General features: G+C 43.0%; 24 protein-coding genes and 1 pseudogene. 6 read left to right on the plus strand and 19 right to left on the minus strand.

All coding sequences use genetic code 11. The annotated features are described in order from the left end of the window. Nucleotides 1-41 precede the first annotated feature (41 nt). From J4N42_RS21775 to J4N42_RS21785, 3 genes are all read right to left on the minus strand, one after another. On the minus strand, nt 42-659 hold the full coding sequence (locus J4N42_RS21775; protein ID WP_252032395.1) for an NUDIX hydrolase: 618 nt from the start codon (nt 657-659) through the stop codon (nt 42-44). A gap of 654 nt (nt 660-1,313) precedes the next feature. Continuing rightward, on the minus strand, nt 1,314-1,796 hold the full coding sequence (locus tag J4N42_RS22655; RefSeq protein WP_353505402.1) for a DUF6653 family protein: 483 nt from the start codon (nt 1,794-1,796) through the stop codon (nt 1,314-1,316). Between the two features lie 175 nt (nt 1,797-1,971). After that, complete coding sequence (locus tag J4N42_RS21785; protein WP_252032400.1) at nt 1,972-2,340, minus strand: VOC family protein; 369 nt, start codon at nt 2,338-2,340, stop codon at nt 1,972-1,974. Between the two features lie 157 nt (nt 2,341-2,497). Here J4N42_RS21785 and J4N42_RS21790 point away from each other — a divergent pair, with 157 nt between their 5' ends. The 3 genes and pseudogenes from J4N42_RS21790 (at nt 2,498) to J4N42_RS21800 (ending at nt 3,739) form a co-directional block, all read left to right on the plus strand. Next, nucleotides 2,498-2,998, plus strand: a complete 501-nt coding sequence (locus J4N42_RS21790) for an outer membrane beta-barrel protein (protein ID WP_252032403.1) — start codon at nt 2,498-2,500, stop codon at nt 2,996-2,998. 180 nt (nt 2,999-3,178) lie between these two features. After that, on the plus strand, nt 3,179-3,463 hold the full coding sequence (locus J4N42_RS21795) for a type II toxin-antitoxin system TacA family antitoxin (RefSeq protein WP_252032406.1): 285 nt from the start codon (nt 3,179-3,181) through the stop codon (nt 3,461-3,463). Beyond that, nucleotides 3,460-3,739 (plus strand): annotated as a pseudogene (locus J4N42_RS21800) (type II toxin-antitoxin system RelE/ParE family toxin). Before J4N42_RS21795 ends, J4N42_RS21800 begins: the two are co-directional and overlap by 4 nt. Nucleotides 3,740-3,857: 118 nt before the next feature. Here the strand turns inward: J4N42_RS21800 and J4N42_RS21805 are convergent. Together J4N42_RS21805 and J4N42_RS21810 are read right to left on the minus strand one after the other, a co-directional pair. Then, the gene (locus tag J4N42_RS21805; RefSeq protein ID WP_252032409.1) at nt 3,858-4,274 is read right to left on the minus strand and encodes a GNAT family N-acetyltransferase; all 417 of its coding nucleotides are present in this window, start codon (nt 4,272-4,274) and stop codon (nt 3,858-3,860) included. An 86-nt stretch (nt 4,275-4,360) separates the two neighbouring features. Then, complete coding sequence (locus J4N42_RS21810) at nt 4,361-5,104, minus strand: PhzF family phenazine biosynthesis protein (protein WP_252034134.1); 744 nt, start codon at nt 5,102-5,104, stop codon at nt 4,361-4,363. A 250-nt stretch (nt 5,105-5,354) separates the two neighbouring features. Here J4N42_RS21810 and J4N42_RS21820 point away from each other — a divergent pair, with 250 nt between their 5' ends. Next, nucleotides 5,355-5,804, plus strand: a complete 450-nt coding sequence (locus J4N42_RS21820; RefSeq protein ID WP_252032412.1) for a hypothetical protein — start codon at nt 5,355-5,357, stop codon at nt 5,802-5,804. A 239-nt stretch (nt 5,805-6,043) separates the two neighbouring features. On the opposite strand, the gene J4N42_RS21825 is transcribed toward J4N42_RS21820, so the two are convergent. The 5 genes from J4N42_RS21825 to J4N42_RS21845 all read right to left on the minus strand — a co-directional run bounded on the left by J4N42_RS21825 (nt 6,044) and on the right by J4N42_RS21845 (nt 11,102). Continuing rightward, nucleotides 6,044-6,982: a DUF2971 domain-containing protein gene (locus J4N42_RS21825; RefSeq protein WP_252032415.1), complete on the minus strand. Its 939-nt coding sequence runs from the start codon at nt 6,980-6,982 to the stop codon at nt 6,044-6,046. Between the two features lie 161 nt (nt 6,983-7,143). Next, nucleotides 7,144-8,106 (minus strand): YiiX/YebB-like N1pC/P60 family cysteine hydrolase, encoded by a 963-nt coding sequence (locus J4N42_RS21830; protein WP_252032418.1) that lies wholly within the window; start codon nt 8,104-8,106, stop codon nt 7,144-7,146. 107 nt (nt 8,107-8,213) lie between these two features. Continuing rightward, nucleotides 8,214-9,077 (minus strand): hypothetical protein, encoded by an 864-nt coding sequence (locus J4N42_RS21835; protein ID WP_038164429.1) that lies wholly within the window; start codon nt 9,075-9,077, stop codon nt 8,214-8,216. A 151-nt stretch (nt 9,078-9,228) separates the two neighbouring features. Then, nucleotides 9,229-9,918 (minus strand): hypothetical protein, encoded by a 690-nt coding sequence (locus J4N42_RS21840; RefSeq protein ID WP_252032420.1) that lies wholly within the window; start codon nt 9,916-9,918, stop codon nt 9,229-9,231. 104 nt (nt 9,919-10,022) lie between these two features. Next, nucleotides 10,023-11,102: a toxin-antitoxin system TumE family protein gene (locus J4N42_RS21845; protein ID WP_252032422.1), complete on the minus strand. Its 1,080-nt coding sequence runs from the start codon at nt 11,100-11,102 to the stop codon at nt 10,023-10,025. 413 nt (nt 11,103-11,515) lie between these two features. Here J4N42_RS21845 and J4N42_RS21850 point away from each other — a divergent pair, with 413 nt between their 5' ends. Next, nucleotides 11,516-11,932: a nuclear transport factor 2 family protein gene (locus tag J4N42_RS21850; RefSeq protein ID WP_252032423.1), complete on the plus strand. Its 417-nt coding sequence runs from the start codon at nt 11,516-11,518 to the stop codon at nt 11,930-11,932. Nucleotides 11,933-11,945: 13 nt separating this feature from the next. Here the strand turns inward: J4N42_RS21850 and J4N42_RS21855 are convergent, their stop codons facing one another. From J4N42_RS21855 to J4N42_RS21880, 6 genes are all read right to left on the minus strand, one after another. After that, complete coding sequence (locus J4N42_RS21855) at nt 11,946-12,659, minus strand: helix-turn-helix domain-containing protein (RefSeq protein ID WP_252032426.1); 714 nt, start codon at nt 12,657-12,659, stop codon at nt 11,946-11,948. 172 nt (nt 12,660-12,831) lie between these two features. Beyond that, a complete protein-coding gene (phnX, locus tag J4N42_RS21860; protein WP_252032429.1) occupies nt 12,832-13,650 on the minus strand; it encodes a phosphonoacetaldehyde hydrolase in 819 nt (272 codons plus the stop codon). 43 nt (nt 13,651-13,693) lie between these two features. Next, nucleotides 13,694-14,494, minus strand: coding sequence for a phosphonate ABC transporter, permease protein PhnE (phnE, locus tag J4N42_RS21865; protein ID WP_252032432.1), 801 nt, complete (start codon nt 14,492-14,494; stop codon nt 13,694-13,696). A 1-nt stretch (nt 14,495) separates the two neighbouring features. Beyond that, a complete protein-coding gene (gene phnC / locus J4N42_RS21870; RefSeq protein ID WP_252032435.1) occupies nt 14,496-15,311 on the minus strand; it encodes a phosphonate ABC transporter ATP-binding protein in 816 nt (271 codons plus the stop codon). Nucleotides 15,312-15,332: 21 nt separating this feature from the next. Further along, entirely contained in the window at nt 15,333-16,178 is an 846-nt protein-coding gene (locus J4N42_RS21875; RefSeq protein ID WP_252032438.1) for a phosphate/phosphite/phosphonate ABC transporter substrate-binding protein, read from the minus strand. 12 nt (nt 16,179-16,190) lie between these two features. Next, the gene (locus tag J4N42_RS21880) at nt 16,191-17,282 is read right to left on the minus strand and encodes a phosphonoacetaldehyde reductase (protein WP_252032441.1); all 1,092 of its coding nucleotides are present in this window, start codon (nt 17,280-17,282) and stop codon (nt 16,191-16,193) included. Between the two features lie 193 nt (nt 17,283-17,475). Here J4N42_RS21880 and J4N42_RS21885 point away from each other — a divergent pair, with 193 nt between their 5' ends. Then, nucleotides 17,476-18,354, plus strand: a complete 879-nt coding sequence (locus J4N42_RS21885; protein ID WP_252032444.1) for a LysR substrate-binding domain-containing protein — start codon at nt 17,476-17,478, stop codon at nt 18,352-18,354. A gap of 21 nt (nt 18,355-18,375) precedes the next feature. Here J4N42_RS21885 and J4N42_RS21890 read toward each other — a convergent pair whose 3' ends face one another. From J4N42_RS21890 to J4N42_RS21900, 3 genes are all read right to left on the minus strand, one after another. Beyond that, nucleotides 18,376-19,704: an MFS transporter gene (locus J4N42_RS21890; RefSeq protein WP_252032447.1), complete on the minus strand. Its 1,329-nt coding sequence runs from the start codon at nt 19,702-19,704 to the stop codon at nt 18,376-18,378. Nucleotides 19,705-19,709: 5 nt separating this feature from the next. Next, on the minus strand, nt 19,710-20,465 hold the full coding sequence (locus J4N42_RS21895; RefSeq protein ID WP_252032450.1) for a helix-turn-helix domain-containing protein: 756 nt from the start codon (nt 20,463-20,465) through the stop codon (nt 19,710-19,712). 111 nt (nt 20,466-20,576) lie between these two features. Next, entirely contained in the window at nt 20,577-21,872 is a 1,296-nt protein-coding gene (locus tag J4N42_RS21900) for a hypothetical protein (protein ID WP_252032453.1), read from the minus strand. Between the last annotated feature and the right edge of the window lies 1 nt (nt 21,873).

The raw sequence follows: 21,873 nt of genomic DNA on the forward strand, positions 1-21,873 counted from the left end.
AGTGATGCCCGTTTCCGGTATTGGTTAAACAATCTAATCTCTTAATCTACCAACACATCACTGGATGGGTTGTTAAAGTGTTTAAACATTAACTCAATGTCATCACGTAAAACACGACTTTTCGACAGCTCAGGTAGGTTACCGAGATCGAAAAAATCTATATCGGAGATTTCAATGTTGCTAGTAGGAACGCCGGACTCGAAAGTACAAAGGAAAAACATCTTATAGATATGCTGAGGATACTTAGGAACATAGGGATGAGAATCCCTATCTTTAATCGCAACTAATTTCGGATTACTTACGTTAAAGCCAGATTCCTCATACGCCTCTCGAATAATACCTTGAGAAGGCGTTTCGCACACATCTGCCCAGCCACCAGGCAGCGTCCAACAATTGTCTTCTCGCTCACGAACGAGCAAGATTTTGTTGTCTTTAATTACACCCGCTCGCAAGTCCACTTTGGGCGTTGGGTAGCCAGATTCAGGAATGAACAAGTTCTCGACTTTAGACACCGGAGCATCGGCTAATGCCGCTAACATTTGATGAGATATACTCGCCAGTTCATCAAACCGCTCCAGGTCGAACTTATCTTTCGAGTATGCTTGACCCGTTTGACTGATAGCCTGAAGCCTTTTAACCCAACTAAACCATTGATTCATAAATCACTCCAACAGAACCTAACGCCTTATTTACTGGCGACAAGGTGATACGACAAAATCAGATAGTGTGCCTTAATCACGTAGATGAAACTGTGAGTTGAGTTCGGCAAGTGTAGCGAATTTGTCTAGGGAAATTTAGGTGTAAGCAACGATAACACCCTACCTAACCCATTGTGCGATAAACACTAATATGATGCCCTATTTTATGGACTTTCCTCCATATACCAGAACAGTGTTTAGACAGCATACAAACAGAAGCAATATTAAATAAAACGATTTATCTTCACCCCAATATAAACCTACACTTCCTACGGTTAGCAGCGAGTTTGAAGCAATACCTATTACACTACGCACTCCCCTAATGGAGTAGTCGACTAGCGAGTGGCTGGCAATATGGAAAATAAGGAAACAGAAAAACACACCAATCGATGGCATACAGAAGTAGAACAAGCGATGACAAGAAGACCATAACACTACAACAAGTATTGTAATGGGAATAAGAGACACTGCGACACCATTATACTTAACCAATAGCTGCCGGTTCATATTGGTGACTCCTTTAAACGCTATGCCTACCTTTTAATCATAGGAATTAATCTAGAGCCATACAAAGTGAGAGAAACCAAGCCATATAAACTGTGAAGAGGTCTCTTGCTATAACCTCAACCAAGATTGGTAAACTGGATTAAGATCCTTAACGTCTTGGTATACCCAAACCATCCTGTCTACAAACCACACCTTTGTGAACATCATCCAAAGCGTGCTTAAAATTATTGAGTCATAACTCAGGGTATACAAAGAGAAACACCAAAACGGTACACCTAACACCTGAAGTACCATTATATTGCGGCACATCCGTAAATGATGCGGAGGTATTAGGTCTTCTTTATGGCGATTTAGATAAATGCGTTCCCCAAACGTACCCATTGAAGCCCAGTTATTGGTTTTTCTAGGGGCAGGGAATATTCGTGGGTTTAGCCAAATCCAAAGTATTACCACAATTAATGCCGGTAGCGTCCACCAGCCGAGTGAATCTCTGAACGCGAGAGCCGCACTCAAAAGAGGAAGAATTGAAAAGCGAGAGTACACGCTCAACGGGCTTGAATGCCGTTGCCAAGCGCACTCATCCATAGACATTAATCGTTCTGCTGCTTTTAAAATATCCACCGTTCCTCCTAAGCCATCGCGCCCAGTTAGTACACTGCGCGGTTACTACACGAAACCGAAGCTTAATGAACAGAAAACCCAACAATGGAATGGAAACATACCAAGCGCTGGGCTTCAATCTTGAACAGTTATTAGAGCGCAAAGCTTATTGATATACGCTGACTTCGATTAAATTTTTATCGAGATCCAAAAAATAAACTGATTGAATCGGGCCAATGGCCCCCGACTTTTCGACAGGTCCCTCAATGATTTGCACATTTTCTTTACTCAAATGTTCTATTACAGATTCCAGCGGCCAGTTAGAGATCAGGCAAACATCACCCGAGCCAACATTGGCAATATTTCGCGGCTCTTGACCCAAAAGCTGGAAGTTAATCTTTTGATTTCCGAACCTCACCGCCTTACGGCCATTTGCAAAAGTGACCTCTTCCATGCACAGCACCCTTTTATAAAAATCCACTGATTTTTCTATGTCGGAGACCGTAAGAACAAGGTGATCGATATGACTAATCATTGTTTACCCCTTGGAGCCTAAGCTCTGTTAAATATTGAGTGACGCAACCACTTTACCTAAACCGTAAGACAATTCTGACAACTAAAGTTGTAAAAATACAACTTAATATGAACAGTGTTTTTTTATAGGCTAAATCCATTGTAAAGGGGCCACAAATATGAAAAAACTCACTCTACTTTCACTTGCGATAACCTGTCTGCTGCCAACTCTATCTTATGCTCAACCCGTATCAAGCACTGTTGGGCTAAGTTACGAATTCAGTAACGTAAAGGTTGGTAACACTACCGCGCATGTTAATGGACCACGGTTTCAAGCTTCTTCCGAATTACCTTGGGGAAATATCAAAGGTGCTGCTGCAACGTTGTCAGATAACTCGATCGACTATCGCTACTACACCCTAGCTATAGAAAAGCCAATACCGATCCAAGCGTCTAATTTCTACGTTTCCCCTGAAGCTGGAATGACTTACGCAGATTACTCCGACAACTCATATCACAAAGCAGATTTCGGCCCCGAGGTGGGCATGTCCATTGGATACAACATCAATGAACAGTTTCAAGTTCAGAGTAACTACAACCACTTGTTTGGAATGAAATCTGGCGAAATAAACTTGGAAGAAGATAGCGCTAGCCTAGGCGTTAAATACCGCTTTAACTAAAAGTACATAACCCACCAATTTATGGTGGGTTCAGTTCAAATATTTGCATTAAGGTGATGTGCACTTGGCTATAAAGTGCCAAGCGTTTGTTAGTGATCTTCACCCGATAAATTGATTGTAAGTTGCCCAACCACAAACCCAGAGCTAACATTTGTACACACACAATGTATGGAGCACATCATGGACACTAGAATTCAATTTCGTGTTGATGAAGAAACAAAACGCCTAGCTCAACAAATGGCTGAGAGCCAAGGTCGCACTCTTAGTGACGCATGCCGTGAGCTTACTGAGCAACTCGCTGAACAACAAAGAAAAACATTATCTCACGATGCGTGGCTAACTGAACAAGTAAACCTTGCATTCGAGCAGTTTGACTCAGGAAAATCCGTTTTCGTTGAGCACCAAACGGCTAAATCTCAAATGGAAGATCGCAAAGCCAGAATCCGTAATCGAGGTAAGCAATGAATTTATGGGAAGAGGAGTCACTTAATGATCGCGAAAAGATCTTTGAGTTTCTTTACGACTTCAACCCCCGAAGCAGCTGACAAAACCGACGAAATTATTGAAGAAAAAGTTGAGAACCTCCTGGATCAACCTCATATGGGAGTCCAACGAGACGGAATTAGAGGGCGGTTGCTCATTATTCCGGAGATTTCGATAATAGTTTCCTACTGGGCTGAAGGCGATATCATTCGCATCATGCGTGTACTGCACCAAAAACAAAAATTCCCAGCGGATTGATTATGTCTACAGGGAAACTAACGCCTTACCAAGTGGCTGACAACACACCTAAAACGTAAACGCTAGAGTAGATTCAAACCGAACATGCCGAGCGTTGCAAACCACTCTTAATCAGACTTTATGTGATAATCTCACGACCTCGTTCCAGCACCCAACAACGCTCATTTTTGGTGTAACCAATTTGGCCATAATAGTCATTAGCAGATGGGGCTGCGATTAGAAATAGTTTACAAGTAGGCTCTATTTGAGCTTGAGTCTGAACCTGTAACTGCTTGCCTATACCTAACCTTTGGTATTCTTCATCAACCGCTAGGTCGGACAGATAACAACAATAGTGGAAATCGGTAACTGAACGAGCGACACCCACAAGCTTAGTACCGTCCCAAGCTGTGACTATCAGATTGCTGTTGTTCAACATACCGTTGATACATTTGATATTTTCTATCGGCCTCCGCTCTCCCAAAGTAGAACGCTTAAGTAAATCAATGAACTCGTCAGCCGAAATCTGCTGATTAACTTTGTACTCAATATTCAATGTGACCTCCTTATCACCTATCACCTCACTGAGGTGCAGCTAACCAAAGCGGAAACGACAAAGGTTAACTATCTCTCTTCAACATTTTATTCAGCTGCCATTTCTCGTAGCTTTGCATTTGCTAGCAACACAATTGAATCATCTGAAATACGCTTTACGCCAAAATAGCCTCCTGACGACGAAAGCTGATGTACCTGAAGCGAATCTGAGTCGAGCTTATCGAACCAATATGGCGCTAAAGAACATTGAGCAGAGCCTGTCGCCAGATCTTCAGATATCCCAATTTTCGGGGCAAAGTATCTTAATACATACCCATTTTCACCATTCGCCGCTGTCACAATCACAGCATGGTAATTGTTGAGCTGTTTGAATCGCGCATCATCAGGTTGGAAACTCATAACAGAGTCGACAGAAGGTAAGACTAAAACCAAGTCTCGAGTTGAAAACGCCTCAATAGCATCAACAGCCAAGTCCGATATTTCAGTTGGAACGACACATGGTTTACCTTCCCAACTGGGAAGCGTAAGAGTATACACACCATTACTCTTAGCTATCGAGACGTCACCGTATTTGCTACTAAAAAGTACATTCTCGAGTTTGTACTTAGAGATAATGGCAGCACCAGCGCCTAAGCTGCCATGCCCGCACAGGTTAATTTCTCCATCTTTTGCAAACCAGCGAATGTGAAATTGCCCATTAGCTTTAATAACAAAAGAGGTAACTGGCAGTCCCGCACCACAGGTTATGTTCTGTAACTCTTGATCAGAAAGCCAACTATCAAGCTCTAATACGCCACAAGGATTACCGGATGCCGATTCTCCAACAAACACATCATATATATCTAATTTGATAATCCACCATCCTTGATTGCGGTTAACGCCTAGTCTAGGTGTGAGGCACGCAGTCACGAAACCCAACCATACCTCCGTAAACACTAAACCCAACGATGGAATGAAAAATGCCATGCGTTGGGAATCACTCTTGAACAGTTTGTGATGTGAAAGGTATTCCACTTGATGAATAACCACTTTATCACTATAGGTTTAGATAACGTAACTATTAATTTCAACGGAACTCAGAATGAAACCGATAAATCTACTTTTAGTAGCAGTGATAGCGGGAATTCTAATCGGCTGCGCCTCCACTGAAATAAAGAGCCAAGACTATAAGTCCTACCGTGTGGGCAGTACAGTAACCACTAATATTGGTTCCGCGTTTCTGGTAGATCAAACAGGCACGGTTAAGACTGTAAAAAAGTGGGTTGGCGTACTTTACTCAGAAGATGGTTGGTCGATCACGAATGAGTATTCGAGAGATTTTATTCGAAAAGAGTTAATCTATTCTGGGATTGCAGATAACACCATCGATGTTACATACCGCGAATATAGAAACCAGCTAGCCGCTCAGGCTTTCTATCAATCCGTAAAATATGACCTAGATGAATCACCAATAATCACTTTTCAGAACTTTACGTTCAAGGTCATAGAAGCAAACAATTCAAAACTTACAATTCAGATTCTGAGCGATTGACCCTTTGTTCACATAACGTCCTAAGAAGGTTTGAACAATAGAAAACTAAAGCGCTACCTTACTACCAACATAGGTATTATCGGTATACTTGGGTAAAAAAGAGCTATAATCCAACATGTTACACCCTATGACGAATGAATTAATCGAAGCATAACGCCGTATTAAGGTGTGAGCAGCGCTTGGCTATACTTGAGCGAAGCGAAACTGCCAAGCGTTGCGAATCACTCTTAAATGCTTTGTTAGTTTTTAAAGTTCAACTCAAATCTTTCATCACTTACTTCGGCGTGAAATACTTGAATATGTTGTAGCTCACTCTCGGTCTCAATTAAGTTAATAACATAGTCCTTATCTAAGCAATCTACTTTACAGCCAAAATACACTGATTTTATTGCTGAAGGATCGACCTCATACAGAAATATTGTTCTAGAATCTTCAGATAATTTCTGCAAATATTCGTTTATCGTATTATCTACGAGAGCTAAAACTAACTCGTCTCTTGAGAGCTCTCCGTCATCTTGTCGAATTAACCATTCTGCATCTACGATCAACGCTTCTCTTAGGTTAATCATAAACATATTATTTGGCAGTTCTTTCCGATCTAAATTATCTGGGTCCTGAACGAAAAACTCGATATCTAAAAGGTGAGATTCATGAACGATAATTCTATCCGCTGTGACTAATGGGAGAACGATGCGATGCTCTTTCTCGTAAATCCACTCATCACTTTTGACTAAAAAGTGTTCTAATATATTTTCAAAATCATTGTAACTAGGGCGCTTCGAATTATATCTGACTCTTTGGATTAAACCTGGGTTAACCGATAAGCGTTTGTTTGTCTCTATTTCATCCAGTACTTCAGTTTCGAGAACAGAATCATAGGTTGTCATTGGATGTGGTTTATAACTTTCAAAACCTAGTCTGTCTGCATCGAACTCAATAACAATGCCTTTATGCTGATCTGCATAATGAGACCACATTAAGAGGTTATTATTGGTTTCTGACAAAGAAACTATTGCAAATTCATAGTACGCATTATCAACAAGTTTTTTGAATACATCACCGCTACTCGGGCGAAGTTCAAAAGGGTCGTTCAACGCATACTTTTGACTTCCTCGAATCAAAAAATTTTCAAAAAACTCTTTTCGAAGAGGCATATATTTATAGATTTTATCTAACACCTTAGCTCCCTGATTAACTAAAGTTCGACTAGTCGTGATTAAAGCTAACGCCCTATTAAGGTGTGAGCAACGCAAACCAATGCTTCTGCATACCACCTTAGCCACTAAAACTAACACATAGTAAAAATGCCACGCGTTGCGAATCACTCTTAAACAGTTTGTTAGGCCTTAGCTTGAGAATAATCCCAAAACTTATAATTAAGTGAGCTCTCGGCTTTATTTATTGCGCTAATTATTCTATCAGCCTCTTCTTTCGAGATTTCTCCCGCTTTCATGCGTTTAATAGTACTCTTCTTCGTCTCAGCACGCTCTTTAAACCTTTGACGGTTTAGGTCGATACCTTGGATATACGATTTAGCTATAAACCTTAAAATATCGGCGTGGGCAACGCAAAATTCAATATATGGTTTAACACTATCGGTAACATCTTCCCAATGCTGACTTTCATCTGCAAGCTGATCAAAATCGCAAGGCTTAATAATTTTATTTTTAGGTATGCCAGATTTCTCCACACCTGATTCAACGTAGACTTTTCTGGCTAACTCAGAACAGTACGAATATTTTTTAGCTGGTTTTTTACTTGGAAAGATAAGGTAAGGCTGCTCGAGGTAATATGCACACGTCTTCATTATGGTTTGATGATATTTCTCACTCACTTCTTTACAACGAATAACCTGCCAATCAGCCTCTACATCATTCAACAAATCCGGAATAACTCGTGGTGATACTCCAATTTTAGGCACAGCATCAACACAAATAAAATCCATTTGAGAAACTATCACATGGCTAGATCTTGCTTTCGAATACACACGCTTCTGAGCTTTTAATAACGCCTTTGATGTTCCTGCAGTTCCTAAAACAAGGATGATATCACCGGGTTGCAAAGCATCGCTAAAGGTATTCAACCCATCAACAAATGCATTTTTCTCTCCCCTCACCATTGCTCTATAGATAGGTAAATGTTCTTTTGTAATACCTGCATATAATCCAACCACATCCAACTGGCTATCAGGCATTTGTTTAAACTGATTGATAACATCAAGTTGCTTACTTTCGCTGCCACCTATTGCTCTGAATACTTGTGCTGTAGCTGTTCTTGATATCGCTTTTTGAATACTACTCAATTATCCGTTTTCCTTATTCTATGTGGCCACAAAGGCCTAACGCCGCATTAAGGTGTGAGCGGCGCTTGGCTATACTTGAGCGAAGCGAATCACTCTTAAATGCTTTGTTAGCCCATTACTTTCAAGTAGTCGTATTCAATTTCTTTCCTTGTAAGTTGTTCTTTGTCCTTAATCTTTAGTTTAAACAGAACAAAATGGTCCAATCCATCTATATCCTTAACTTGCCCTTGCTCACCTGGCATACATATTTGAAACATAACTGGAACTCCCTCACGATATTTTTCACGAAACGTGGGGAAGTAAGACCCCTCACCAACTTGGCATCGCTTACCAATAATGGTGAGAGCAAAAGTCGGTATATGAATGTCAGTTAAGCTCTTCTCTTTGCGTTTACCCTCAACTTCTTTATGAAATTCTTCAACAGCGCGATGCTCAAGGTTTGGGTAACACAGAAATACATACTCTTTCGGGTTTAGAACAATTGCGCTTAAGCAAACACGCCCCTCTTCATCATGGACGTTGTTGTCCGTCCAGTATTTTAAAGTTTCATGCATTTGACGCCCATACTCTTCGTCCGCAACCACAAAACCGACAATTGGTATTTCAGGCCCACCATCAGGTGGAGTTGCAACCCCGAATGAAGTACCGAGCAGTCTTGCAGGATCGTGTTCATATGTTAACGGAGGCATAACGAAAAGGCTGTTATAGATGAAAACTGTTTTTTCGACAAAAGTGATTAGTAGCCATACTCCAACACCGAAGAGAAAAGCATAAATGGAATGGTCAAACACATAGAACGCCGCAAGCAAACTGATTGCTGTAAGAACTCTTTTCGTCCATGTAAAAAAAGGTTTAGCTTTTTCGTGTATGACGATACGAAAAAATTTAGGAGTTTTCTCTAATCGACAATTTAAACGTACCCTGTTTATTGACGAAATGACTTTAAGCTTTGTTTTTTGCCAATAATTCATCTTTCCTCCTGACATCAATACATCGATTGTGGGCTAACGCCCTGTTAAGGGGTGAGCAACGCAATACCGAAGCCGCCGCATACCACCTTAATCACTTAAACCTACGCATAGTGAAAATGCCACGCGTTGCGAATCCCTCTTGAACAGTTTGTTAGCTGTTGGTTTTTGGTATTACCTTAAGATTTGGGTTAGGTGAATCTGTAAGTTGTTTTACGATTTTATACTCACTTTGTCCTGAGCTACCAAGAGCGTCAACATAATGAATTGTAACAGTTGACTCCTCAGGTATAGCGCTAGCAAACCTAAACTGAAATTGAACTTCTTGACTCATTTCCCAAGCATGAACTTCCGTTGGATGCTGCTGTGCCATTGGCTCACTAAATACTATATTCAAGTTAGTAGATGTACTTCCTGTGTTTTTTACATTAACTCTAAATGTACTTTTACCAGCACTATGAGTAGCCCCAACAGCAAGGAATACAAAATTAGGCTTTGCCGCCTCAACACGCCGCTTGTTTTCCAACTCAACAACATTGCGCTCAGCTTCCAACTGGGCTCTAGTAACTTCAACCAACTCTTGCTGTTGCTTAACAGACTGATTAAGTTCTGCCGCTTGCAGCTCAAGTGCTTTGGTACTCTGTTGTAATTCTTTCCCTTGCTGCAAAAAACCGAGTACTAGCCACAAAAACGCTACAGGTCCAAAGATGCCGGCAAAGAAATCTCCAACTTCGTTTAAGTCCATGACAAGTATTTGCCCAATTCGATCACTTAATATTAAGAGCAAACCGACCATGTATATTGCCGTCAATACAAAACCAATCACAGTTAAATTTTTATTCATAATCTCCTCAGACAGCTAACGCCGCATTAAGGTGTGAGCAGCGCTTGGCTATACTTGAGCGAAGCGAAACTGCCAAGCGTTGCGAATCACTCTTAAATGCTTTGTTATAGCGAATTTTGATGCATTCGCTTACTTTTATGTAGTAAAGGGAAATCAAAAAGGGGGATTCCATAAGTAAAGCTAGGTTCAATTTTGTGATTTTTCTTTGTTGGATTTATATGCTGATGATCTGGTCCAAATGGGAGGTCAGGGTGATCTGGCGCAGAGTCAATTCTATGCAACTGTTTATTTGAGTCATCGAAAAGCATGTAAGCATAACTTTTCAGATTGTTTAATCGAAGTAACCAATACCAGCCGTCATCCATAACAAAGCGTGATTCCCAACCATTATTACCTTTTTTGGGAGGAGTGAACGTTGCTTCTAAGTTTGATGAAATGATCGAAAAAATGGGCTCTATAAGTTCATCAGGAATATGATCCAACATTATGAGGTCCGGAATTTCCAAATTTAAGAAAAATAGCGTACCGAAGAATGCTAGAACGCACGAATGCTCGTTCACATCGTATTCATGAGACTTGCACAATGAAATTTCAATCATTACAGCTGAATCATCGCCCATGGTAGTAGCAGCTCTATGTGTAGCTTTATCCCCACATATTGCGCAGCCATCTCCCTTGGAAGCAACAATTACTTGTTCAACACTAGTGTTGGCAAGTCTTCCTTCAGCAAGTTTAGTAGGTTGTTCTAGTACTTTTAGTTTGTGTTCTTTCCACGCATTGAATACATAATTTGCTTCTTGAGAATCAATAAGGTTAAAAAGCTCTCGCTCTGAGTTAAGCATTACCCAATTACCTCTCGTCCATGGTGAGTCCCTACGGTGATCCAACTTAGGAGAAGGCTTCAGCCTATATAGCCGAATATAACCACAGTCATCATTTTGCTTGTACATTGCCCAGCCATGACCTTTAGATTTGATCCAAAGAAGTGAATCTGCACCGTCAATTAACCTTTCCCAGTAGTCCATCCTATAGGTAATCAACTCTAAAACATGTTCTATTCTCTTCTCCACATCAAGCATGTTCATCGAGGTCATTTGAATATAGGAATCAATAACTTCTGATGTGACAGCCTCATTTTCTAAGACTTTGTAACTTGAATCTATAGCAATATGTGGTGGTTCCATAAGCTCTCCTTCGCTATAACAGTTATTAGACAGAAAAATTCTGTATTTAAATATGGATGTTTTCTGTCTAGTATCTAACCGTACTTTATAGTTCCTATTTTCCTTCTTTATAACAAGGACTTATTGAAAAATCCGCGTAGTTCATCGACAAAATGTAGAAAGTTTCTGTCTAACATCACTTCAATAAAGAAGTGATTCTAAGTTCCTATATAAAACGACAACCGCCCCCTTAAACTGAGCATATTCGTATTAGTAAATCGTGAGACAACCTCGCGAGCGAAACTTGTCCAACTTTCGTAACTTCATGGCGTAAACTCGCTAACTCCACTTATCTGCAAGCCGTATTCTGATGCCGACAGCGAATCAACATGGTTATTCGCTTAGCCAATCGAAACCAAAAGGAAGCATCAAATATGAACCAGTTAAACACTCTTGCAGATGAGAGAGCAGCCCATTTTCTACAGAAGTTATTTACCGATTTATTTAACCCTCGCGATGAACTTTCCATAGTAGTCGATGAGTATATGACCGACGACTACGTACAATTGGTCGATGGTAAAACACTGAATAACAGCCAGTTTAAACAACACTTAGAGGCACTGTTAGATTCGGTTGAATCTATTAGCGCGACGCTTGAAAGCGTGATTGCATCGGGAAATACCATCGCAGACATCCACATCATAGATGCGATAAAGAAAGATGGTTCAGCCGTCAAAGCCAAGGTTATAGCGTTCTTTTACCTTAGAGGAGGCAAAGTCGCTAAAGTCGATGAGCTCACTTACATCATTGAAGGGAACTCCGCGGATAAAGACATGGGCTCTCGATATTAGTGAAAAGGGCATACTATTTAGCCACTTCACACTTGTACTGGTTAAATGCAGCTGAAAAAGCCGATACGCTGCTATAGCCAAGGTCGAATGCGATATCTGTCGTTTTTTGGCCTTGTCTATATTGTTGTAGAGCTTTTTCCATCACAACACTTCGGCGCCACGCACTAAAAGGCATTCCAAATGCAGTATTGAAGAGCCTGTTTAACGTTCGCTCAGACGCTCCACATCGCGCGCTGTAGTGTGAAAGTGATGCCTTTATATTCGGCTCTGTGCTTACGTGCTCAATGATAGGTAATAAGCGTTTATCGATAGACCCAGATTGAGATTTGCCTTGGTTCACCGCTACCTGTTGGGCTAACTGATCAAAAAACACGCCGGAGTATGCGTTGGCAACCGAGTCTTCCACCACTTTTTCGCGATGAGAGAAGTTGTCCATCAGTTGGACCCACAGAGGCGTGACTGACAATAGAGATATTGAATCCGAATAGCTGGGAAGCAAGTTCGCATCACAATGCATTATGCTCATCTTACTTTTACGGACGATTCGTAGTTCATGTAAACACTGAGAGGGTATCCAGAGCAATTGGCCACTCACGATAGCTAAAGCAGCGTCAGGTGAGTGAACGACTCCACAACCGTGATGAACATAAACTAGCTGATCGACTTGATGTTTATGGAGACCAAAATCCTGCCCATTTGGGTAATCTTTGATGCTGTGTTTCAACATGAAATATCGCCTACTATCAAACCATTACATCGAAATCCGTTTATCGGAAAGCATCGTATCACCCAAACTATACCTTACGAAAGAAACTTAGTTGCTAGCCCACCTCCATAACAACAAACCCAGCCTTAAGCTGGGTTTGTTTGTATTAGCCAATAATAAGTCGATTTAGCGCTTACACCAGTGGGGTTTCCCCTGCTTTGATGCGGGCTTCTATGTGCTCGATTACCTTAGGTAGCTCTGCAATGGTTTCGATCACGTAGTGTGCGCCAGCGGCGTATAGCACTTTTTCTGCTGCTTGTTTTCTTAGTTCGATTTCACTGGCCGTCATTGCTTGGAACTCTTCTGGCGTTGCACCGAACTCATTTCCCGATACTGATAGGCCAATCGTCCACATGCCTGCGTTCAAGCCTTCGTGAATACCCGCTACGGCGTCATCTACTTTCACACAATTGCTGACGCGTGTTACGCCCAAATCAATAACGTTCTTTAGTGCCATCCACGGGCCTGGGCGAGAGCCTGCGGCAATTTCATCGCTCGCAACCACACAATCTGGCGCGTAGCCGTGCTCGCGAGCTGCCGGAACTAACGCATCCATTACTGGCTTAGGGTAACCAGAGCACGAGCCGATTTTGATCGACTTCTCACGTAAGAACGCCACCGACTCTAGTGCGCCGTCAATCGGCTCGGCAAACTTCACTACTTGCTTGATTTGCAGTGGCATAAAGGTGTGGTAAATCTCTTGAGCATGCTGCTCAGTTGGGCGCTCACCAAATTGAGCAACCCAGCGTGCGCTGATAGTTTCATCGTTTAGCAATGTGCGAATATGGTCGATTTTTCCCATCCCCATAGGGCCGCGCGCCTCTGCCAGCGAGATTTCAAAGTCGTAGGCCAATTGGAATGCATCAACAAAAATTTGCGTTGGAGCGAAAGAACCAAAGTCTACGACTGTTCCAGCCCAATCAAAGATTACCGCTTCAATCTGTTTGTTCATTGTTTTTACTCTTAATGTCTTTGTTATTTCAGTTTTTTGGGGCTTATCGAATCATTTGGCGTAACTTTGCCGACATAATGTCAGTCGAGAACACCAACGCTAGAATCACCAGTACACAAGCCGCTGTATCGCCGTATTCGAACATCTTCATTGAGGTCATCAGCTCAAAGCCTATTCCGCCAGCGCCAATCATTCCTAGTACCGCTGATATTCGGATGTTAGCTTCAAGGCGATACAAGATGACGCTGATCCAGTTCGGAAACACTTGTGGCAGCACAGCAAATAAAATAATTTGCAGCTTAGAACAGCCCGATGCTTTCATTGCTTCAATTGGGCCTTGGTCCATCTCTTCGATTGCTTCGGCAAAGAACTTACCCACCATGCCCGCGCCGTGCAGAGAGAGCGCTAGCACGCCTGCAAAAGGCCCTAGCCCTACCGCAGCTACAAAGATAAGCGCCAAAATCAGCTCATTAATACCACGCAGAACATTCAGAACTTGGCGCGAGAAATGGTATACCGCCATATTGGGTGTAACGTTTTTGGCCGCAAGAAAACTAGCAGGCAACGCCAGAACAACCGCAAGTACCGTTCCCCACAAAGCGATTTGCAAGGTTTGAATCGCTGGGCCAATTAAACTATCGCTGATGTAACCGAGGTTTGGCGGTAACATACGAGATAGGAAATCCCAAATCCAAGGTAAACCTTTCACCAGCGAAGACACATCCATGCGGGCACCGATGGCCGACCAATGCAGCAGCGCATAAGTAGCTACAACGATTGGGATCAGAATCCACCAGCCTTTCTTCGGTGGGTTGGCAATAAACTGTAAGTTGCTAGATTTCATTTCAAGCCACCTTTTCTGCTTGGATACGTTGCTGACGGCGCTTTTCAGCCATGCGCAATACAAGCTGACTGATGCTGTCGTCTTCTAAACCGGAGTAAATTTGGCTAACGATGTCTGGCGTTAGGTCTTCTGGTAGTCCATCAAAAATGACTTTACCTTCCGATAGGCCCACAATGCGCTCGCCAAACTCCATCGCATAATCGATTTGGTGCAAGTTACACAGCACAGCGATGTTACGCTGCTTACAGCTGTTTTGGATGTAAGTCAGCACCTTGCGTGACGATTTAGGGTCGAGACTCGCGACTGGCTCATCGGCTAACATTAGCTCTGGATTTTGCGCCAGTGCTCGCGCGATACCGACACGCTGCTGCTGGCCGCCACTTAGGCTATCGGCACGAGCGTTTTGCTTATCGGCAAGGCCGACTTGGTCTAAACACTCTTTGGCAATGTCGATGTCTTGTTTAGGAAACAGCTGCAATGCGCAGCTCCAAAACGGTAAGCTAGACATACGGCCAACTAACACATTTTTCAGTACCGACAAGCGCTTAGTGAGGTTGTGGTGCTGGAAAATCATTCCGACTGACTGGCGAATTTTGATCAGCTCTTTGCCTTTTACATGAGCGATATTGTGGCCGTTCAGTTCAATTTCGCCGTCTGTCGCTTCGGTGAGTCGGTTAATGCAACGTAGCAGTGTCGATTTACCCGCGCCCGATGGGCCCAAAATCACCACAAATTCGCCTTCGTTGATCGTTAGGTCGATGCCTCGTAGTACCTGATTGTCGCCGTAGGATTTGTGTAGGTTATTTATCTTTAACATGATGATTCCTTAGCTCCGCAGCTACTTGAATTTGGCCGCTTCGCGCACTGGGTCGTACGCTGCATCATTGGTTTCGACATAGCGATTCACTATGCCTTGGTCACCAAATTGCACTGATTTCATTGATAAGAACGCCTGTTTAATACGCGCTTTATCGGCTTCTGGAATATCGTTACGCCACACCATTGGCGACTCTGGAATCGATTCAGAACGCCAAATCACTTTGTACTCATCTTTGCCAATAATGCCTTTCTCTACCGCAGAGTTAAGAATACGGTCGGCAACCGTCGCGGCATCCACTCGGCCATGTTTCACAGCAAGAATGTTGGCATCGTGTGCGCCGGTGTACACCACGTTGGCGAAGAACTGGCGAGGCTCAATCCCCTCACTACGCAGCCCAACGTAAGGGAACACGTAGCCGGAAGTCGAGGTCGGTGAAACAAACGCAAAGTTCTTACCTTTTAGGTCCGACAGCTGATTGATGTCGTCGGCATTCGCAGGTGCAATGATTTGGCTGTGGTACGCCACATCACCCGCTTTGGCGGTTTCTGCCACGACAAACGCTTCAACATCGGCAACTTCCGCGGCTTTCACATACGAAAATGGACCAAGGTAAGCAATGTCGACGTGACCAGCTCGCAGTGCTTCAATCACACCGTTGTAATCGGTTGCAACAAAGCCTTCCACTTCAACGCCCAACTGCTCGCTCAAGCCATTAATTAGCACTTCACTTTGTTTGATCATCGCGCGTGAATCTTCTGAAGGAATCAGCGCTATTTTGAGATCATCTAACGCCTGTACCGACAAAGAAGCGAGTGCAGCACTGGCCGCAATAGACCATTTCAGCAGTGATTTTTTCGTGTTCATAATCCGTTACCTTTAAAAGAAAATATTCATCAGTTGGTTGGAACAACCAGAAAAGTTTTTACCGCGCTCACCTTGCAGGGCGTCTTCCACCACTTGCTTCCACTCAGAGCGGGTAAAACCATAATCTTCTGGTTGAGTTTGTACGTTTAATGCGTGAATCCATGTTTCGAGCTCTTGCGCCGCCGCGTTCAGATCTGCGCCAAACACCGTGCGCAGGTGAACCGAAGTTTCACAATCTGAATGAGAGAACGAAGCCAGAACCGCAGGCAAAGTAAATGAGCATGCAATGCCATGAGGTAGCCCTTTGCTTAGCGTGACCGCATAAGAAAGGTTGTGAGATATGGATGTCTTGGTATTCGAGAACGCTAAACCAGCATTGAGTGAGCCTTGCATCATCAAGCTACGTAGCTGCAGGTTGTTTGGTGCCTTAACCAGCTCAGGCAGCGTTGAAAGAATCGTAGTGATCGCTTGCTGTGCAAACATCAGTGACACTGGGTTACAGTTACGATTCCAGATACTCTCCATTGCATGGGAAAGGGCATCTAACCCAGTTTGCACCGTTAGCGAAACAGGCAGTTCTAGAGTTAATTTCGGGTCGCAAATCGCCGCTTCTGGATACAAACTTGGGTCACTCAGAGAAAACTTCTTGTTTGACGCCTTATCCCAAATAGTCGCCCAGCAGGTTACTTCGCTACCAGTACCCGTGGTTGTCGGCAATACGATCATAGGTAACGGGTTGGCAACAGGTTCACCTTCCACCAGAACATTGCGAATGACTCCAGCGTTCGACTTAGCGACCGCCAATGCCTTAGAGGTATCAATCACCGATCCGCCGCCAATGGCGACTAACACTTCCACATCGGATTGGTGCGCCGAAAAAGCATCGCAAATCACAGGTAAGTCGTCGATATCTGGATTTTCAGAGACTTGATTGAATACCGCTTGGCCACCCGCGACAGAGCTTAGAACCTTTCCCGCTAACTCATCAAAATAAGGATGTTCGTAAGTGACGATTGCGTACTTACGTCCATGTAACGCTGCTTCCAAAGCAGGTAGCGCGTCTTGTCCAAAGCTAATACTGACTGGGTTGTGAAATTGCCACATCGTTGTGTTTCTCGTGTCTTGTTCGTTTCGATGTGCAAACTTTAATTTATGAAAATGACACTAATGTTTAATGAAAATACTATTTAATCACTCCTAACATAGAAAAAATCGAAGCTCGTTTTTAAGGGTATACGGCATAGCGATAAGCCGCTAAATACCGAAATATGGACAGCAACGTCAGTTAGGAAACGCAATGAAACACACGCAATTACGCTCTTTTCACACCGTGGCAAAACTGGGCAGCTTCGCTAAAGCGGCAGAGGCGCTCAACATTTCTCAGCCTACGATTACAGCGCAAGTTCGTGACCTTGAAGAGCAATACAATGTGGTGCTGCTTCACAGGCAACGCAACAACAACCGCCTGACCGACACAGGCAAAGAACTGTATGAACAAACCCGGCTGCTCTTCTCACTGCAAGAGCGCGCTAAGAAACTACTGGAAGCCAGCGGCTCACTCAAAGTGGGGCAATTTAATGTTGGGGCAGTGAGCCCTGCGGCGGTACTGCCACTGATTGAACGATTCAAGCGCTATTACCCCGATATCGACGTAAAGATTCGAACCGGAGGCTCGGATCAAATTCGTAATGGCGTGTTACGTGGGGAGCTAGAAATCGGCATGCTGGCGTATCGCGATCCAAACCCCAAACTGGTTTCAACCAAAGTGGCAGAGCAGCCTGTCGTGCTGGTTGTACCTAATACTCACAAATTGGCTGAGCGTGATTCAATAACACTGGCCGAGCTAGAGGGAGTCAAGCTTATTCATCGAGAGTCCGGCTCTACCACCCGCAAGATCATTGAAGATGAATTAGTGCGAAAAAGCATTGTCACCCACAGTGAACTCGAAATAGACAGCCGAGAAGGGGTAAGAGAAGCCAGTATTTATGGGTTAGGCATTAGCTATGTCGGGCTGCATGAGTTTCAGCCTCACCCGAACATTGCCATGGTAAAAATTTCCGACCTAGAAACCATGTCGAAGTCGTATTTGATCCATCTTAAAGAGCTGGAGCAACTACCAGTGATCAAGATTATGCAGCAGTTGGTTGCAAGCTCGGTAGTCGGTGAACCACGCTAATTCGGTGAGCAAGTGTGCCCGTTAATCTGGGTCGAAGCCTTCTCTGCCAATATCATAATATTTCATTGCTACCACAGAGACTGACAAGGCAAAAAATATGGGAAGGAATTTGAAAATTAAAAAGACGTCAATGACTTGGTTAGGTACCGTACTGCTGTCTGCATTGAAACCAACGTGAGTTAATACTGCACCGGCAAAGAATACACCTAAGCCACTAAATATTTTAGAAAAAAATGTCACCAAACTCTGTGTCGCAGCGGCTGGTGATACGCCATATTTTCTTTTTCCATAATCAACGCAATCTGGCAGTAACATCCATATGAGATTGGCAGAAAATACCAAAAGAACTTTCAAGATTACTAAGAAGAATAAACCCACCGTCACAGGTGAGTACAAGATCGTATATAAGGCAATTAACAGTACGATAATGGCGGACTTACAACTATAAACATATACCGACTTTTTATCTTTATAGCGTATCAAACGCGGGGCAAACAGTATGACTAGTGATGATAATCCAACCACTAACCCTTGGTATATTGGGAATGCCGATTCCTGCTTCAAATAGTAAATGAAAAAGTAAATCGCTGTAGAACCTTCTAAGGTAATCGAGAACATAAAACAGCTTTGACATACCATAAGGGCAACGAGTGGCTTGTTCTCTTTCAAAATGGTCAAGTAACTTGCCATTGAGATTTTGTCTTTCTCATGTCCAGAATCACGTAAAGCACAATCTCTATGCTTGGAACCCAACCAAGAGGTATAAAACAAAAAGACGACCAATATGGCCATCAAAAGTGCCGTGACTCTCCATCCCTCTTGTCCGCCACCAAAATAGTTTGAGATGTATAGTGGCAAAAAACTCGCAAAGAAACCTACGCCAATACCTATGAACTGCTTGCATGTAATCAGTGAGGCTCTCTCATCATAGTGAGACGACATTTTTACCGTCAGCCCGTTGTAAGCCATGTTACAAAAGGATAAAGAGATCGAGAAAGCGATAACTGACAGGTAAGCCAAATAGGAAGAAAGTTCACTACTTCCGCGGTCAAGGGAGAATAGGCAATAGATACTAAACCCCAGTATTGGAGAAAACACCGCGATGTAAGGACGATATTTCCCTGACCCAAACTTCAAATCAAACTTATCAATGATGTAAGCAGCCACGATGTCGAAGATTGCATCGACTAGCTTCATGATAAGAATAAGCTTTGCTGCCTGAGAGGCGTCTATGCCGGAGATGTTAGTAAAGAAGAAGAGTAAATAGGTAGTCGTAAACTGAAATATGGCACTTGATGCTCCCCCACCGGCACCAAACTGCACAATTTCTGCTTTGGTTAAACTACCCATTTTTTCTAAAAGAAGTCCTTGTAAGCATTAATGAGTTGAGGCAAAGAGGAGTTAACGTTGAGATCTGTTTTTGGTGTCCAACACTCAGCTAAAGCAAGTACACCAACAAACTTGTTATCAACAAAGACAGATATGGCACTACGTCTGACACCATTTTCGTTGAAGTTGTTGTCAGCATATGATGCCTCTTCGCTCAGTTCATTGATCTCTTCGTCGAGCTTTTCTACAGGTATTGAGATCTTCTTACCTTTCTTTCCATACGTCCAAGCGACATCGTTCACAGGAGCTTTGTCTCCGTAGCAACGCTTACCGACTCGGTAAACCGCGTCCACTTCTCCACCCCAGTTTCGAACAAAACCTTCTTGAGCCCAAACTCGTCGCTCTTTCAAAGGGCTCATGGTTTTTTTCATGACCATGCCGCTAAGGGTAGGAACATACCACTCAGCGGTATAACCCAGCTGTTTACTGAGATAGTTCATCGCCTCAAACAACTTATCATCGAAGCTAGAACTTGAATCGGTCGCTAAAACGATCTGGTAATCTGTTTTGTATAATTTGGCTTCGTCTTTAACGACAAGGCCCAACATCTCTAAAGTCTCTAAAATTCTCGATAGCGTTGCCTTCGGTACTTCAGAAATCTTGTGTAATTGATCTAGGCTTGCACCTTCATTGTTTGTCGACAGACATTTCAATACCCATAATCCACGCGCACAAGCAGGCGTTGGGTAACTATCGTATTTGTTGTAATTCATATCAGTCATAGCCAAATTTTAATCGCTGAATTATACATCAATTCATGACTAAAGGTCTCCGACTCTCGTGCTCGTATTCAGGGCTTTGACGCTGATTTTTGTTGTGAATAAAACGCCAAATCAGCAGCTCTGATGATTAGAGCGAAAGTATTCATTAATCCTTTCGCTGTTAACCTTGTGCTCACCACCTAGAAATGAAATAGAATGCACGTCGACTTTCTCAATCAGTCGCTCACGTAGTTCCGCATCTTCAGAACTGAAGTCATACATTCGCTTCATAACTGACATCGTTTTTTTCATTATGTCTTGGCTCAGTTCAGGGCTAACATTAGGCGTATTGGTCGGTTTGTTTGATAGCAAAGACAAAATATCGTTATGATGTTGAACATAGCCCGAATTAAGTATTTCAAATGTCTCTACCGCTAGCTTATTGCCATCTAACACACCTATATATGGTGCAGATTTGAGAGTCCCAAAACTCACAGTAATAACTAAATTCTCATAATAGAGCTCTACCCTACGATCCCAAATTGCCCCACCTTTCCCCGCAACAAAACTCAGCGCGATACACCCCGAAATACCGTTTATGGTGGCCTCCATGAAAGCCTGAGTTTCAGCTCCTGCGTCGCGTTCCAAGCCCGAAACATCGAGCGCTTCTAATCTGACATTTTTAATCGTGATATCTTTAAAGGCGAAGTTATTCACCGACAATAGACGCATAAGCCCAGCCATTGCGTGCACGCCCATGTCTAGCCCTAGGCCCGCTCCTCCGCTATCTGCAAGACTAAGCAGTTTCCTTCGATTTATCGCTGGCAACTTTCTTTCAAAGCTATATGCACCCCAATCACCATATCTTTCCATTGGATTGTCCATTGCGAGAGCAACGATCTTTTCTGGTAATCCATGAGTTTCAAATACATTCTTTATTCGCTCACAATCAAATACTGGGGATACCATTGCGGTATCAATAAAATAAACCGTTACGTTTCTTTTGTTTAATTGTGGCACGAGGGTAGAAAATCCAAGGTCGACTTCATCAAGAGCAAAAGAAGGTTTTTCAAGCACAATAAGCGCGTTCTCAAGTTGAGTAAATGCGGCTAACTCTCGAAGTATCGAATAATGACTGCCTAAAGGCGTTAATATGAATATCGCAGCAATAGGTACTTTGCCTCGATGATGAGTGTAATCGTTTAGATCTCTAAAACATGAGCTGTAACCGACACCCAGCATCTCACTGTGAGATGTTAAATCGATAGACTCAAGCTTAGGGTCTATCACTACTAGGTTGTAATCACCTTGAAGTGTCTTTAGTAGATCAGAATACAACCCAATCACCGACGTCTTCGGTTCCCCTAAACCGCCAAAAATCAGAATATTACTTTTCACTCGTTTACCACTCACCCATCGAACCTTCATC

The organism is Vibrio sp. SCSIO 43135 (genome assembly GCF_023716665.1).
Lineage (GTDB): Bacteria > Pseudomonadota > Gammaproteobacteria > Enterobacterales > Vibrionaceae > Vibrio > Vibrio paucivorans.